This window comes from Pseudalkalibacillus decolorationis, from assembly GCF_024609785.1.
Taxonomy (GTDB): Bacteria; Bacillota; Bacilli; order Bacillales; family Fictibacillaceae; genus Pseudalkalibacillus; species Pseudalkalibacillus decolorationis.
Genome location: NZ_JANHJQ010000011.1, coordinates 124,041 through 138,604, shown reverse-complemented (window position 1 = coordinate 138,604; position 14,564 = coordinate 124,041). Strand labels below are relative to the sequence as shown.

The window sequence follows — 14,564 nt, the reverse complement described above, 5'->3', positions numbered from 1 at the left end:
GGGATGGTAGGATGAAGGTGCAGAAATTGCAAATTTACGGGTTTGGACGTTTTTCGGACGAGTCCTTTTCATTTGAACAAACTGGCATCCATGTTGTGTATGGTAATAACGAATCTGGTAAATCAACGATACTAGCTTTTATTGAATACATGCTATTTGGATTTCCAAAACGGACAGAAAAACGTATTCGCTATGAACCGAAAACGACCCAAGCCTATGGAGGAAAAATCACACTTGATACCGAAAAGTACGGATTAGTTACGATTGAACGAAAAGGGAACTCAACAGGATCGGTTCACATTATTCGGGAGGATGGAACGGAAGAGAAAGAGGCTTTTTTGCAGACGCTACTTACTGAAGTGAACCATCTGACATACCAGAATATTTTCTCATTTAATTTGGATGGCTTACAACGGATTGATCAGATTAGAAGTGATGAGATTGGGAATTATTTGTTTAACGCTGCAATGACTGGAGCACAAGAACTTAACAAGATTTCTGACTTTCTAGAGGACCAACAGGGTCAGTTGTTTAAACCGAATGGAAAGAATCCCGTCTTAAATCAAAAGCTGTCTCAGCTAATGGAACTGGATCGAAATGTGAAAAGCTGGTCGATGAAACTGGATGATTATAATCAAATGAAGGAAGAGCATAATCGTGAACAAGCTCATCTTCGAGATCTGGAACTTAATCGTAGAAATCTGGATGACAGAAGAAAAGAACTTGCACAGATTCAATCGTTCGTACCTCTGATTGAGCAAAAAGCTTCTATCCAACATCAAATTGCTGCACTGCCTTCAGCAACTCCTTTTCCTGAAAATGGTCTTGAACGATTTAAGAACTGGGTTGGAAGGAAAGTGGAAGCAGAAAGTGAGCAGTCCCATTTAAAGGAACTATGTAAGAGAAAGCAACTTGCATTGCAGGGAATTAAGAGATTTGAAGAGCTGCTCATTCATACGGACGCAATTACAAAAGTGGAGAAAGCCTTCGAACAATATAAAGTAAGAGAATCAGACTATCAGACGTTAAGACAACGCCTCTTGCATCTAGAGGAAGAGATTGAGGCGGAGCGGATTGGAATCGGTGAAAACTGGGATAATGACCGAATCCTAGCTGCCGATACAGGGATTGTCATCAAACAACAGATCAAACAAGTCTTAAAAGAACATGACCAGCTTCTATTTGAACAAAAAACACTTGATGCGGATTTGCATCGCGCGAAGACTTCAATAGATGAAAATGAGCGGCATCTAGAAGCCATACAGAAGCAACTGCTTTCACAGGAGGAAAAACAAGCCTACGAGAAAAGGCTTGAACAAATAACCGAGGAATCACCTACTCAATTGAAGCTCCAATTAGAGACATTGAAAAGGATGAAGGATTCCTCTCAAAATGTGTTTATGAACCCATTGTTGATTAAAATAATGGTAATCGTCGGTATAATCTTGATGGGGATCTGGTTTTACCAGGGGGATATTGTCGAGGGCAGTATTATCGGTGTCAGTCTCATTGGTTCAGGTATCGTCTTGCTTCGTAAAAACAAGAATGGTGAATTAGAACACCTACATAAGCAGATTACGAACCTTGAAAGTGAAATTAATAACCTTGAAAAAGCGACCCCTGTAGAAAAAACGGGTAATTTCGAAGACATTCGGAAAATTTTAAAAGAACAACAACATCTCTCCTTTCGCGAACAACAGTTAAACGAACAGGTCGGAGAGCTAGAACGGAACTACCAGGAGGTTGCTTCAAAATATGATTATTGGGAGCTTCAATTTCACAAAAAGAAAGAAGAACTAAACCGCTGGAGAGAGCATTTCCGGATTCCAGAGTCGATTTCAAATGATATGATACTTGATGTGCTTGAACGGGTCGAGCAATTGAAAAAGCGGATTAACGAAATGAAACGAATAAATGAGGATTCTGTCCAGCTTCAAAAAGGGTTAACTCGTTTTGAAGCTGAAGTTTATCGATTAAGAGATGTTGCGGAGATAGCAGAGGATAACATAGAGACAATCGTGTCGCGCCTCATCCTGCTATTGGAAACCGAATGGAAAAGGAAGAAGCAGACAGAGCAATTAATTAATGATATCCATATGTACGAGGAGCAGGACGCAGCGTTAGTGAAGAAGATTCACAATTATGATCAGGAATGCAAATCCCTTTTTAATAAAGCGGAGGTGAAGGGTGAAGAAGCGTTTTGGGTAAAAGGGAGAGCTTATGAAAGCTATCAATCCTTGAAAGGGAAACTCCTCATGGTGGATTCGCAGCTTCAAATGGCAGCATCTAGGGAAAAAGTCAACCAATTAACTGAAAGAATCCATGAACTAGCCCAGTTGGAACAGGAGATACAAGACGTTCACAAAGACCTACAAAAATCAGATGAAAACATTGAAATAACCCGAAATGAATGTTCACGTCTGCATGCACGGTTAACGCATTTAGAGGAGGACGGCTCTTACTCTGATCTAATCCATCAGCTACAGATTTCAAAAAGTGAGTTCCACGATCAGGCGAAGGAATGGGCAATATACCGCACTGCTGAGTACCTCTTAAATCAAGCCAAACAAAACTATCAATCAAGAAAACAGCCAAGTGTAATTAAGCGTGCAGAAGTGTATTTTAATAAACTAACTAATGGTGAATATGTTAAGGTGATTGCTCCAAAGAGTGAGGAAAGTTTTCTAATAGAACGTAACGATTCGATTCTCTTCCGGCCTGAAGAATTAAGTCGTGCCACAGCCGAACAGCTCTATTTGGCTCTTCGATTTGCTCTCGCAGAAGAGTATGATAACAATCAATCGTTTCCGTTTATCATGGATGATATTCTTGTAAACTTTGATGAGTCGAGACGGGAAAGTGCCATTCAACTGATTAATTCCATTACATCGAAGCGACAGGTAATCTATTTTACGTGCGATCAGCGAACCGCAGATACATTGTCAGTTGATCCAATCGTATTAACCACCAGATCTAGCAATGAAGTTTTGAATACCCATTAATAGGAAAGAGAGGCAAAAAGATTATGGCTGACTACACAATTTATCTAGTAGAGGATGAAGAGCACCTTTCATCGGTACTTAAAGCTTATCTTGAAAAAGAAGGCTGGAATGTCCAGGTGTTCCATGACGGGAAGACGGCATTAGAGCAAGTTGGCACCGAGCCTCATCTCTGGATTCTTGATATCATGCTACCTGATATTGACGGATATGAAATATTAAAATCGATTCGAAATGAAGCAGATACTCCTGTCATTTTTACCTCAGCTAGAGATCAGGACCTTGACCGTATCATGGGTCTCGAACTCGGAAGTGATGATTATCTGTCTAAACCATTTCTACCAAAAGAGCTTGTTATCCGGGTAAGAAAGCTTCTTGAACGTATCTATGAAGGGCCGAATGGAAAGTTTCAAGAACGTCATGTCAATGGTTATCACATTCATCCCGTTACTCGTAAAATTGCGATGGGTAAAGAATGGATCGATTTGACCGCTAAGGAAATGGATGTTGTTTTGTACTTAACAGAGCATGTCAATGAAACCAAATCGCGGTCTGATATTCTTGAAGGGGTATGGGGAGGCGATTATTTCGGATCGGAGAGAGCAGTAGATGATGTTATCCGTCGTATTCGCAAAAAGATGCCACGGTTGAATCTTGAGACTTTATATGGTGGCGGGTACAGGATCGAATCCTCGTGAAACGTCTGAATTTAGCTCAACGCATCTGGCTCTCTTTCTTTTTGCTCGTATTTGTAGTAGGGTTGTTTGTTGTCATTATCTATCCATTATCGATTCGGGAAGCGTTAACTGAAGAGTCTTACAAGATGATTGAGGAGCAACAAGAACGTATCATTAAAGGTCCGACAAGCCCTAAGGAGGAACTCCCGGAATCCAACTTGAATTTTATTGAAAGACGAGAAGCGATACGATCTGTTGGCCACCTCTTGCTTGGGAACCAATCTTACTTGCTCGAAGGTGATTTTGTTCCCGCAGAAGTTCAACATACAATCTGGGAAAAAGCAATTTCGCAACAAGAAAACAATGAACGCTATCAGCTCGTTTATCGTGATGCTTCATTGTTCTATGTTATCGAAAAGATTGAACTGAACGGAAACAATGCTTTTCTTGTTTCTTACATGTGGGACACATACCGAAATCAGTTAGTCCAACAGCTTTGGAAACGTCTAATTTGGATTTTTGGGTTCGGAATTTTAATAAGTATCATTCCTGCATTATGGTTGTCAGGTTATTTACGTAAACCGTTAAAGGCATTAGGTGAGAGATTTGAACAGATCGGACATCGTAACTGGAAGGAATCGTTTCGGTGGACAGAGGATCAGGACTTCCAGAAGTTATCTGACCAATTTGAACGAATGAGACAAAATTTAATTCGCAATGATGACTCCCAGAAACGGTTTATCCAACATGCATCCCACGAACTGAAAACACCTATTATGACAATTAAAAGCTATGCTCAATCTGTAAAAGATGGAGTCTTACCTGAAAAAGATCTCGAAGGTATGATGAATATCATTATTGAGCAATCAGACCGAATGGAAGAACGAGTGAAGGACATGCTTTACTTTTCGAAACTAGATACGCTTGTTGACTTAAAACCAAAGAAATCTGAAATTCAATTTGGTTCCCTTGTTGAAAACGTTGTTGACCGTTTCTGGTATCAACGTGAGGATCTTGATATACAGATCAAAGGAGAATCAGTAACGTTTAAAGGTGATCCAGATCAATGGGAGGTCGTGTTTGAAAATTTAATCCAAAATGCGAACCGTTATGCGAAGACTTACATCAAGATTTCTGCGGTACAGCTAGCTGAAAAAACGGAAATGGTTATCAAAAACGATGGCGAGAGGATTCCGCTCGAGGACCTAGAGAGAATATTTGAACCGTTTCAAAAAAGCCAGAAGGGACAGTTTGGATTAGGACTAGCTATTGTCAAACGTATTGTTGAACTTCATAATGGTACTGTAGAGTTACATAATCATGAGGATGGTGTCGTAATTCGTATTACCGTATAGAGCAGTGATCGGAATTGGAAATAGAAGGATGATTTTATGGAACATAGAAAAAAGCGGAAGACGGGACCATTAGTTCTGTTAATGTTCAATCTTTTTATCATAATGGTGGGGATTGGGTTAGTTATCCCAATTTTACCTTATTATGTGGAAGCCTTTAATGCTACAGGTAGAGACCTTGGGTTTTTAGTTGCTGTCTTTGCTTTTATGCAATTTTTACTTGCACCTGTTTGGGGAAGACTTTCGGACCGGATTGGAAGAAAGCCGCTGATTACACTCGGTATGTTTGGCTTTGCCGCTGCGGAGTTTATCTTTGCATTTTCTACTGACCTCTGGATGCTCTATGCCTCACGAATCTTAGCTGGGACTTTTGGTTCTGCGATTATGCCGACAGCTATGGCCTACGTTGCAGATGTCACAACTGAAAAAAATCGGAGTCAGGGGATGGGTCTTCTAGGTGCGGCCATGGCACTCGGTATTGTAATCGGACCAGGTATCGGTGGATGGTTAGCTGAGCAGGATTTATCTTTACCGTTTCTAGTTGCTGGAATTGCCGGAACAGTTGCGGGTGTAGTATCTGTCTTTTTACTGAAAGAGACTCTTTCTGCAGAGGCGAAAGAAGAGGCAAAAAATGCGGAGAAAGTTAACCATTTTACTAGGATGTGGAGAGCGCTTACAGGGCAAGTTGGTTTTTTACTAGTCCTCGTATTTGTAATGAGCTTTGCGCTTGCAAACTTCACATCCATATTCGGATTTTATGCATTGAAACGATATGGCTATGATCCAGGTGAGGTTGGGATCATTGTAGCTGTAACAGGAGTCGTCGGGGCAATAGCGCAAGGAACGCTTGTAGGTCGCCTAACGAAGCGGTTTGGTGATGAGCGAGTTGTAACTGGGGCATTACTTTTGAGTGCAATCGGATTTATTCTCATGGTGTTCGCATTTAACTATGCCACAGTCATGCTTACAGTATCCATTTTCTTTCTGGGGAACTCCGTTTTACGCCCTGCACTTAATTCGTTTATATCCAAAATGGCTGGTAAAGAGCAGGGTACTATAATGGGACTAAACAATTCATTCCTTAGTCTTGGAAATGCAGCAGGTCCTGTACTAGCAGGATTTTTGTTTGAAGTGAACATTCATATTCCATACCTGGTCGGAGCAGCCGTTCTATTAATTGCCCTCGTTGCCGTTAAGGTTTGGGAAACAAAACGAGAACATGAAGCAGTAGACAGTCATTGATCTAAGGAGGGGACAGGTTTGAAAAAGGGAATTCAAAACTATCAAGTAGGGGATGTATTTGATCAATACTTACTTGTAAGATCCGTCACGAAAGGGGTGACGAGTACGGGGAAGCCATTCTTAACAATCATTCTTCAAGACCACACTGGTGATATTGAATCAAAGCTTTGGGATTCAACACCAGAAGATGAGCGATCCTACGTGCCTGAGCAAATTGTAAAGGTTATTGGAGATTTAACGAGTTATCGTGGAAAAGCACAGCTCAAAATAAAACAAATTCGACCAGTAACTGAGCAAGACGGGGTTAGCGTTCATGAATTTGTTGAAACAGCACCAATTCCACAGGATGAAATGATTGATGTCATCACACAAGCCATTTTCGAAATGAAGAACCCGAACATACAACGGATTACAAGACACCTTGTTAAAAAGCATCAAAAAGCATTTTTGGAGTTTCCGGCTGCTACAAAAAACCATCATGAGTTTGTTTCTGGGTTAGCCTTCCATGTTGTATCTATGCTGCGGTTGGCAAAATCCATTTCAGGCCTTTATCCTTCTTTGGATACTGACTTACTCTATGCAGGGGTTATTTTACATGACCTTGGTAAAACGAAAGAACTATCGGGCCCTGTTGCTCCTAGTTATACGACGGAAGGGAATTTACTCGGTCATATCTCGATGATGGTCGGTGAGATCGGGGACGTAGCACGTGAGCTAGGAATTGATAGTGAGGAAGTTACTATATTGCAGCATATGGTTTTGAGCCATCATTCAAAAGCAGAGTGGGGGAGTCCAAAGCCACCTTTAGTTAGGGAAGCAGAAATTTTACACTATATTGATAATATTGATGCCAAAATGAATATGATGGATCGGGCGTTAAGTAAGGTACAACCCGGTGAATTTACTGAAAGAGTTTTCCCTCTTGAGAACAGATCCTTTTATAAGCCGGCCTTTGAAATTACTGAACCTGCAACAAATAAATCATAATGGATTTCACCTAAGAATAGGTTAGTAACGAGTATATGTCATAATCCCTGTTATTCGTTCATATCTTTGTAGTAAGAAGCTTGTCTGCAAAGGAGGAATGATTTATGCGTCGACTATATGTGGTAGCAACGGTAGTGCTTTTCTTTGTTTTATTACAATGGACAGGGGTTTATGCAGGATTAACACCTATTTTAGCTGCAGTACCGTGGTGGATTTTCTTTGTACTAGCTGCTATTGGGTATTGTGGATATCGAGTATGGTTCCACATGAATGAGGATCAGAAGCTCGATCGTGTACACATTGAAGAAGAAGGTAAGGTATACATGAAACGGATGGAGGACGAAAAGGAACGCAGGAACCAAGCATCCGGTGAATAACTGACTAAAGAAAATAACGGATTGGGAAGAAGAGGCTGAGCTATTCAAGCTTCTTCTTTTTTGAAAGAAAGTATAAAATTTTGCTGCATGGATGCAATGTCTGACTCCAGCGCCCAGGTGTTCGAGGTCGCTTCGATTCTTCCACAAACACAAAAAGGCGTGTTGTGCTACAGAATTTCCAGCGCTTGTCACACCTGAACAAGGCGCTTCCGCTTTTCTATAATGTCTAGCTCCAGCACCCAACCCCCTGGATCACTTCAGCTCCAATCAGTCAGGTTACGAGGAGCGAGAAGTTCGAGGAAGTGAAGTTCTGAGGACCGGAGTTTAGTTCGCCTAAACGAGGACCGTTGGAACAAAACTGACGAAGAAATTCGTCGCTAATCGTAGGCTGACAGGCGGCGACACACTGATTTGTATCCTGTGTATTCCCACGCAGGGCCGAACTTGTTTGGACCGAGCCTCCTCGTTGGCCATCCAGTGACCTTCGGGGCTACCCAGGGCGCTTGCGCTTTTCTCAAAAGGTAAGAAAGTATAAAATTTTGTAGGCATAGAAGTGATGTCTAGCTCCAGCGCCCAGCCACTTGGATCACTTCAGTCCTCCTGCGGCGGCGACAGCCTCCTCGGTCGGTCTTCCAGTGACCTTCGTAGCTAAGCAGGGCGCTTGCGCTTTTCTCAGTAGAAAGTATAAAATTTTTGCCGCGTAGAGGTGATGTCTAGCTCCAGCGCCCAGTTACTTGGATCACTTGAAACCTCCTGCGGCGGCGACAGCCTCCTCGGTCTGCAAGTGACCTTCGTGACTAAACAGGGCGCTTGCGCTTTTCTTAAAAGATAAGCGTATAAAATCATTGACTCATCGATGTAATGTCTAGCTTCTTTTTTCAGGTTAGGTTCGGTGATTACTGATAAACGTAGGAGCACAAGATGCAGCTTGAGGGTACGAATAGGCAGGATTCGTTCCCTTTTCATGCACAAGAAGCAGCTCAAGGTCACGAATAGATGTGATTCGTTTCCTTTTTGTACATAAGATGCAGCTTGAGGTCACGAATAAGTGCGGTTCGTGACCTTTTTGAGTACAAGAAGCAGCTCAAGGTCACGAATAGGTGTGATTCGTTCCCTTTTTGTACATAAGATGCAGCTTGAGGTCACGAATAAGTGCGGTTCGTGACCTTTTTGAGTACAAGAAGCAGCTCAAGGTCACGAATAGGTGTGATTCGTTCCCTTTTTGAGCACAAGCTGCAGCTCGAGGTCACGAATAAATGTGATTCGTTCCCTTTCCATGCACAATATGCAGCTTAAGGTAACGAATAAGTGGGATTCGTCTCTTTTTGTGCACAAGAATACAGCTCTTGGTCACAAAACTACGTGAATATTGGATGGATGGAGGAGATCCAACAGTTTCACCAAAGTTTCATAAGGAACATGTGAAGGAGAAATGTATCCAGTGTACTACAAAGGGATACAAGGTGTAGGATACAAGCTATCGGATGTTCTCTGACCAAAAAAGGGACCTGAGTAAGACGCTTTTCTCGACTCAGGTTTTTCTTAGTAGAAAGTATAAAATTCCCACATAGATGTACGTTTCTAGCTCTAGCTTTCAGCTTCCAGCCCTTCGCATCACGTAAGCCCCTCTGCTGCGACGACAGCCTACTCACTAGCTTTCCAGTGACTTTCGGGGGCACCGATAGCGCTTGCGCTTTATATCCATACAAAAACCCTAAGTGGGAATCACTCCACTCAGGGTTTTATATATTTCTTATTTTTCTTTTTCTGTTGTTTCCTTTTCTGTTTTCTTATCTTTGAAGAGATCTTCGTACTTTTCGACTTTTACATCGATTTCTGCATCTTCCATTACTTTATCGATTGGGTTCTCAGGATTTTTCTGTGCTTCTTCTTGGGCCTTTTTCTGAAGAAGGGCTTTCTTGATCTGATACTTTGCTTCTTCAAATTTTTGTGTCTTTTGCTCTTGTACTTCGATGACGTGATATCCATACTGAGATTTGATTGGCTCAGAAACTTTTCCAGGCTCTAATGAGAATGCAGCCTTATCAAATTCAGGAACCATCTTGCCTCTTGTGAAGAAACCTAAGTCTCCACCTTTATCTTTAGAACCAGGATCTGTGGAATATTCCTTAGCAAGGGCTGCAAAGTCTTCGCCATTCTTCAGCTTTTCCTTGACTTCTTTCGCTGTCTTTTCATCTTTTACAAGAATGTGACGTGCTTTAACTTCCTTGACCTTATATTCTTCTTCGTAAAGCTTTTTCATCTCTTTTTCAGTAACTTCAATACCTGCAGTTTGAGCTTTAAAGAAAACCAAGTTCCGCTTTACTACTTCACGAAGCTCGTCCTCTCCTTTAATGCCGCTTTGCTCTAGAGCTTTCTTGAACTGGTCTTCACCACCAAATTGCGTTTTAAGGTATTCGATTTCCTTATCAAGCTCTTTGTCACTCACTTTATATTCTTCTGAAAGAACCTTGTATTGTACGAGTTCCTTTAGCAGTTGTTCTGATTGAGGCTGTTTCGTTAGTTCCTTGTAAAACTCATCTTTTGTGACATCACCAGCACTTGTTTCGACAAGAACCTTACTATCTTCGGCTGAACTACTGTCATCACTACATGCTGTTAGACCAAAGATCGTAGTTGCTGCAGCAAGGGGAAGGATCCACTTTTTCATCGACATACACTCCTATGAAGTAGAAAATTTTTTCACATGTATTACTATAGCATATCCCTGTATAAAAAATACAGAGTGCTGGGCAAATATGAGAAAATATACACAATTATTGGAACTTCTGTGCAAACGCCCTTTTTTACAAATATAGGGCATTGGTCTAATCAAGAAAGGTAGTAGACTTATACACTATATTGTATCACTAAAGGAGGGATTGGAATGGGTTACGGACATGGAAGTGGCTTTGCTTTAATAGTAGTACTGTTCCTTTTGTTGATAATCGTTGGAGCAAGTTACGTTCGTTAGTAAAATGAAATTTTAAGACTTAAGGATAGCTGCCTATGCCCCGTACAAAGATCGTGCATAGGATATCGTAACACCGGAATAGGGGGTGACATCATGGGTGGATACGGAAGTGGTAGTGGCTTTGCGTTAATCGTTGTATTGTTCATCCTATTGATTATCGTAGGCGCAGCTTGGGTTTGCTAATACAATAATCTAAAAATGATTTGAGGCTGACTCTGGTCAAGTGTCCATACACTTGAAAGTCAGCCTCTTTATTTCGCTTTAAGCAGAAAGTATTTTGCTGCATAGATGCAATGTCTAGCTTCAGCGCCCAGGTGCTCGAGGTCGCTTCGATTTCTTCCACAAACACAAAATCGTGTTATGTTGAAGAATCTCCAGCGCTTGCACTCTCAAGCATAAGTGCAACTAAGTTAACCGCTGTTTGCGTTTACCAAGTTTTCTTTATCGCACCTAAACGGACGCTTCCGCTTTTCTTTAACAATCGAGAATATAGGCAATAGTCCTAAAATTACGTTTGTAGGTGCTATTCAATGGGTAATAATAATGATTATGAAGCATAAAGTACGTCAACATATGAACTAAGTAGTAAGATTGTTATCATAATATTAATCCATCGAAAGACATTTACCTGACGCTCATCTGGAATGTTTTTTTCTATACATAAACGATTAGTTAGTGAATTGAACACGAAAAGAATCAAGGATGCGAATACAATATAATAAATAGCGAGTGTCATATCTGGAACCTCCGAAACACGAGATTGTATACTTAACATACCAGAATATTAGATAAAAGAACAGTATCAACCACTATAGGTTGGGGGACAGGAGGAGAAAAATTTGAAGAACCAGTGGAAATCGGCCTTTTTTATTTTGTTAGCTATCATGATTATTGTACCCATCATAGTTGTGTCCCTTATTTTTGCAGATGGAGACTATAACAATGATTCAGAGAATATGGAAACGGTCCAGGGGGAGCAAATCTTTACGATTAACTCATCTAAAGAACAGTTGAATTTCTTAATTAAGGAACAGTTATCGAAGCTGAAAACCGGAACATCCAAATTTGATTATGATGTAAAATTATCCGACAAGGTTACCGTAAGTGGATTTTTTACATTCTTTTCAGATCAGGTTGAGTTTTCAATGGACTTTGAACCCCAAGTTCTCGACAATGGAAATTTGATTTTGAAAGAGGAAGCGATTCGGTTAGGAGCACTGAGTCTTCCTGGAGATAAAATACTTGAATTTATAAAAGGAAGTACTGACTTACCACCATGGGTTGAGATTGATGATAATAAAGAAACCATTCTTGTAAAGCTCACAGAAATTGAACTTAAAGAACGGTTATACTTAAAAGCTAAGTCTTTTGACCTTGAAAACGATGATATCCAATTTGAAATGTATTACAAAACCAATTAAATCCCACTAAAACCATATTACTTACCGGACAACCACTCAAAAAGGGTTGATGGTTATATCCAGATTTGTCTACCTTACTAAAAGTAGTCTGGCTATATACATCATCAACCCTCTTTAGGTGTGCTTCAATGGTTATACCGTTCTTCTCACAATGATTTGAAATCCACTGTTCCCATCTTCAAGAAATGAATCCTTTGGCGCGTTCCACAAATGCTGAATGTAAATCATATCTTTTACACTTAAAAAGATATTAAGTGTCGATATGATTGCAAATAAATGCAAGTACTGAGGAAAGAACAAAGGACCTAATAAAGCGCCTGCAGTTATAAGAAATAAAGGCATGGACACTGTAATAAGGGCTACTCTTCTTGAGATGACACTTGGTATACGACAATAAAAGGAAAATCGAGTATCTCCAACGGCAACACTTGCTCGTTTTCCACTGAGCCAAAGCGGCAAGCAGTGGAGAGTAACATGTATAGGTAACACGATAATAGCTGAGAATAATACCGGTAATATTCCAGTTTGTATATATATTGTGTCCGGATGATACATGCTAAAGGACATGAAATATACGATAAAGTACGTCAAGCTGAAAAGACATGACATGAACCATAAACGTAATTTACCGTAATCTCTAATTAAATTGATTGATTTAAAGCAATTCATAATGGATCACCTTCTTTAATAAATTAGAATCTTACGTGTGGAAAAAGGTGAAATACCTTACGTGAAATCAAAACCACGTACATACATTACGACGATTTGCTTTAAAAATCAATAGGTATTTATAAATTTTTACAAGTTCTTAAAAATAGAACTGATTTTTAGTGAATAACAGAGTGATAAAACCCTTTGAGTGAGGTGGATTTATCGAAGAAAACACGGTGAAACTAAGAGGAGTCAGATTGGAAATTTCCAACCCCTCTTTCAACGCTCAAAGAACTGTACAAATAAGGTGAATGAATGTATGTCATTGAAATCACTCATGAATTATTAAGGAGTAAGTACTTTTTCTAGGTCTACTTTTTTCAATGTGGATGATAGATGCCCATCGGTTTCCTCGAATTCTGTGTTGAGTTTATTCTCAGTAGTATCAAGAATTGCCATGAACTCACTTCCGTACACACTTCTGATAACAGCCATCAATTCATCAAATTCAGGAAATTTCCCATACAATTCACGAATCTTTAATGACGCTCCAAAAATGCCGTACTCATCAGGATTATATTCTTCAATTGTTCGTAAAAGGAGTGATCGACCATCTTCGGTAAGCTTAACATACGTATTTCGCTTATCATTCTCTTTTTTAGAAAACGTAAGATATCCTTGTACCTCGAGTTTTTTTGAGAAGTTAAAAGCGGTTGATACGTGCATAACACCAAATTTGGAGATATCAGAAATCGATGCACCTTCTAGTTGATAAGCAATCCAAAGGATATGGTGTTCATTAATGTTTAGACCAAATGGCTTAATCCAGCTTTGCCAATCCTTTTCGACGCATTTCCACATCGCTTTACTAACTTGTGCGACCTTATGGCTGAACATCATTGCTTCTTTCATTGAAAAATCTCTCTCATTTTCCATAATGAACCTCCATTCTGTATTTATTATGACAGGTAATGTAAACATTTTAAAGATGTATATCTAATAATTCAAAACTCTTTAAATATGTGTTCAAAAAGTAGACGAATCAGAAACAAGAAGTTCAAGGCACGACAGTTTTGAGGACCGGAGCGTATGGTGTTAATACGTGAGGACCGGAAAAACCGAGTAACGTAGAAATTCGCCGTTTATCATTTGGATTCTTTTTGAACGTCCTCTTTAAATCGATCCATTCGTTCGAGTCTCTAAAAATAGAGTACTGCCATATGTATCGGCAAATTATCAATAACATTTGAGTACATTTTCCTATTATTTCTTAAATCATTATTAACCAAAGAATTAGCGCCACGAACGATAGCAAAGTGTGAAGCGTTAGTAATAATAGAATTTCTTTACATGAAGGGGAAATCCTGCAAATACCAACAATATTAATAGGCTAACTCAGAAGAGTTAGCCTATCTTTAGAAGCTACTATTTTTTTGCAAGTGGTTTCTTTGTTTCCTCTTGAAGTTCAGTGACAGTTTCATTAATTGCTTCAACATCTATCTTGATATTTTCGATGTTTGGCTCAACGTCTCTTTTCCAAGTGCGAATATCTTCTTTTAGGTCGGTCGCAACTTCTTTAAAAGCCTCCACACCTTCTTTAGAAACCTGAACAATTTGCTCTTTAAGACTAATTCCTTCTTGTTTAACCTCAAGCATGGTTTGTTTTAATTTATTCGTCGAATCCTTTAAGTCTAAGCGCAGTTCCTTCCCAGACTTTGGTGTTGAAAGTAATGTTACTGCCGCAGTTACAATACTCCCAACTGCAATACCCATTAATACAGATTTTTGTTGCTTCTTCATATAATCTTCTCCCTTCATCATCTAATCGTTCTTATCTTCATGGATTATCATGTATCGATCGGCCAAATAAGATAAGTCTGTATG

At 39.9% G+C, this 14,564-nt stretch carries 14 protein-coding genes; 9 read left to right on the top strand and 5 right to left on the bottom strand.

The features are described 5' to 3' along the window. The first annotated feature begins 11 nt into the window (after positions 1-11). From NON16_RS12485 to NON16_RS12460, 6 genes are all read left to right on the top strand, one after another. The gene (locus NON16_RS12485) at positions 12-3,002 is read left to right on the top strand and encodes an ATP-binding protein (protein ID WP_257349449.1); all 2,991 of its coding nucleotides are present in this window, start codon (positions 12-14) and stop codon (positions 3,000-3,002) included. A 23-nt stretch (positions 3,003-3,025) separates the two neighbouring features. Then, positions 3,026-3,697, top strand: coding sequence for a response regulator transcription factor (locus tag NON16_RS12480; RefSeq protein ID WP_257349448.1), 672 nt, complete (start codon positions 3,026-3,028; stop codon positions 3,695-3,697). Then, entirely contained in the window at positions 3,694-5,031 is a 1,338-nt protein-coding gene (locus tag NON16_RS12475) for a sensor histidine kinase (RefSeq protein ID WP_257349447.1), read from the top strand. Before NON16_RS12480 ends, NON16_RS12475 begins: the two co-directional genes overlap by 4 nt. Positions 5,032-5,067: 36 nt before the next feature. Then, on the top strand, positions 5,068-6,270 hold the full coding sequence (locus NON16_RS12470; RefSeq protein WP_257349446.1) for an MFS transporter: 1,203 nt from the start codon (positions 5,068-5,070) through the stop codon (positions 6,268-6,270). Between the two features lie 18 nt (positions 6,271-6,288). Next, a complete protein-coding gene (gene yhaM / locus NON16_RS12465) occupies positions 6,289-7,257 on the top strand; it encodes a 3'-5' exoribonuclease YhaM (protein WP_257349445.1) in 969 nt (322 codons plus the stop codon). 104 nt (positions 7,258-7,361) lie between these two features. After that, complete coding sequence (locus tag NON16_RS12460) at positions 7,362-7,634, top strand: sporulation YhaL family protein (RefSeq protein ID WP_257349444.1); 273 nt, start codon at positions 7,362-7,364, stop codon at positions 7,632-7,634. Between the two features lie 1,753 nt (positions 7,635-9,387). Here NON16_RS12460 and NON16_RS12455 read toward each other — a convergent pair. After that, entirely contained in the window at positions 9,388-10,305 is a 918-nt protein-coding gene (locus tag NON16_RS12455; protein WP_257349443.1) for a peptidylprolyl isomerase, read from the bottom strand. A 216-nt stretch (positions 10,306-10,521) separates the two neighbouring features. On the opposite strand from NON16_RS12455, the gene NON16_RS12450 reads away from it, so the two are divergent. Together NON16_RS12450 and NON16_RS12445 are read left to right on the top strand one after the other, a co-directional pair. Next, positions 10,522-10,608 (top strand): YjcZ family sporulation protein, encoded by an 87-nt coding sequence (locus NON16_RS12450; protein WP_257349488.1) that lies wholly within the window; start codon positions 10,522-10,524, stop codon positions 10,606-10,608. 93 nt (positions 10,609-10,701) lie between these two features. After that, positions 10,702-10,791, top strand: a complete 90-nt coding sequence (locus tag NON16_RS12445) for a YjcZ family sporulation protein (RefSeq protein WP_257349441.1) — start codon at positions 10,702-10,704, stop codon at positions 10,789-10,791. A 364-nt stretch (positions 10,792-11,155) separates the two neighbouring features. Here NON16_RS12445 and NON16_RS12440 read toward each other — a convergent pair whose 3' ends face one another. Beyond that, positions 11,156-11,344, bottom strand: coding sequence for a hypothetical protein (locus NON16_RS12440; RefSeq protein ID WP_257349439.1), 189 nt, complete (start codon positions 11,342-11,344; stop codon positions 11,156-11,158). A 103-nt stretch (positions 11,345-11,447) separates the two neighbouring features. On the opposite strand from NON16_RS12440, the gene NON16_RS12435 reads away from it, so the two are divergent. Next, complete coding sequence (locus NON16_RS12435) at positions 11,448-12,029, top strand: YpmS family protein (protein ID WP_257349437.1); 582 nt, start codon at positions 11,448-11,450, stop codon at positions 12,027-12,029. Positions 12,030-12,161: 132 nt separating this feature from the next. Here NON16_RS12435 and NON16_RS12430 read toward each other — a convergent pair whose 3' ends face one another. The 3 genes from NON16_RS12430 to NON16_RS12420 form a co-directional block, all read right to left on the bottom strand. Further along, on the bottom strand, positions 12,162-12,698 hold the full coding sequence (locus tag NON16_RS12430; RefSeq protein ID WP_257349436.1) for a DUF3267 domain-containing protein: 537 nt from the start codon (positions 12,696-12,698) through the stop codon (positions 12,162-12,164). A gap of 327 nt (positions 12,699-13,025) precedes the next feature. Then, positions 13,026-13,616, bottom strand: coding sequence for an HTH-type transcriptional regulator Hpr (locus tag NON16_RS12425; RefSeq protein WP_257349435.1), 591 nt, complete (start codon positions 13,614-13,616; stop codon positions 13,026-13,028). 489 nt (positions 13,617-14,105) lie between these two features. Further along, positions 14,106-14,480, bottom strand: a complete 375-nt coding sequence (locus NON16_RS12420) for a YtxH domain-containing protein (protein ID WP_257349433.1) — start codon at positions 14,478-14,480, stop codon at positions 14,106-14,108. Positions 14,481-14,564 lie beyond the last annotated feature (84 nt).

Coding starts and splice junctions, on each gene's coding strand:
- NON16_RS12420 (WP_257349433.1), bottom strand. CDS start 14,480: ATGAAGAAGCAACAAAAATCTGTATTAATGGGTATTGCAGTTGGGAGT.
- NON16_RS12485 (WP_257349449.1), top strand. CDS start 12: ATGAAGGTGCAGAAATTGCAAATTTACGGGTTTGGACGTTTTTCGGAC.
- NON16_RS12460 (WP_257349444.1), top strand. CDS start 7,362: ATGCGTCGACTATATGTGGTAGCAACGGTAGTGCTTTTCTTTGTTTTA.
- NON16_RS12430 (WP_257349436.1), bottom strand. CDS start 12,698: ATGAATTGCTTTAAATCAATCAATTTAATTAGAGATTACGGTAAATTA.
- NON16_RS12480 (WP_257349448.1), top strand. CDS start 3,026: ATGGCTGACTACACAATTTATCTAGTAGAGGATGAAGAGCACCTTTCA.
- NON16_RS12470 (WP_257349446.1), top strand. CDS start 5,068: ATGGAACATAGAAAAAAGCGGAAGACGGGACCATTAGTTCTGTTAATG.
- NON16_RS12445 (WP_257349441.1), top strand. CDS start 10,702: ATGGGTGGATACGGAAGTGGTAGTGGCTTTGCGTTAATCGTTGTATTG.
- NON16_RS12425 (WP_257349435.1), bottom strand. CDS start 13,616: ATGGAAAATGAGAGAGATTTTTCAATGAAAGAAGCAATGATGTTCAGC.
- NON16_RS12440 (WP_257349439.1), bottom strand. CDS start 11,344: ATGACACTCGCTATTTATTATATTGTATTCGCATCCTTGATTCTTTTC.
- NON16_RS12455 (WP_257349443.1), bottom strand. CDS start 10,305: ATGAAAAAGTGGATCCTTCCCCTTGCTGCAGCAACTACGATCTTTGGT.
- NON16_RS12450 (WP_257349488.1), top strand. CDS start 10,522: ATGGGTTACGGACATGGAAGTGGCTTTGCTTTAATAGTAGTACTGTTC.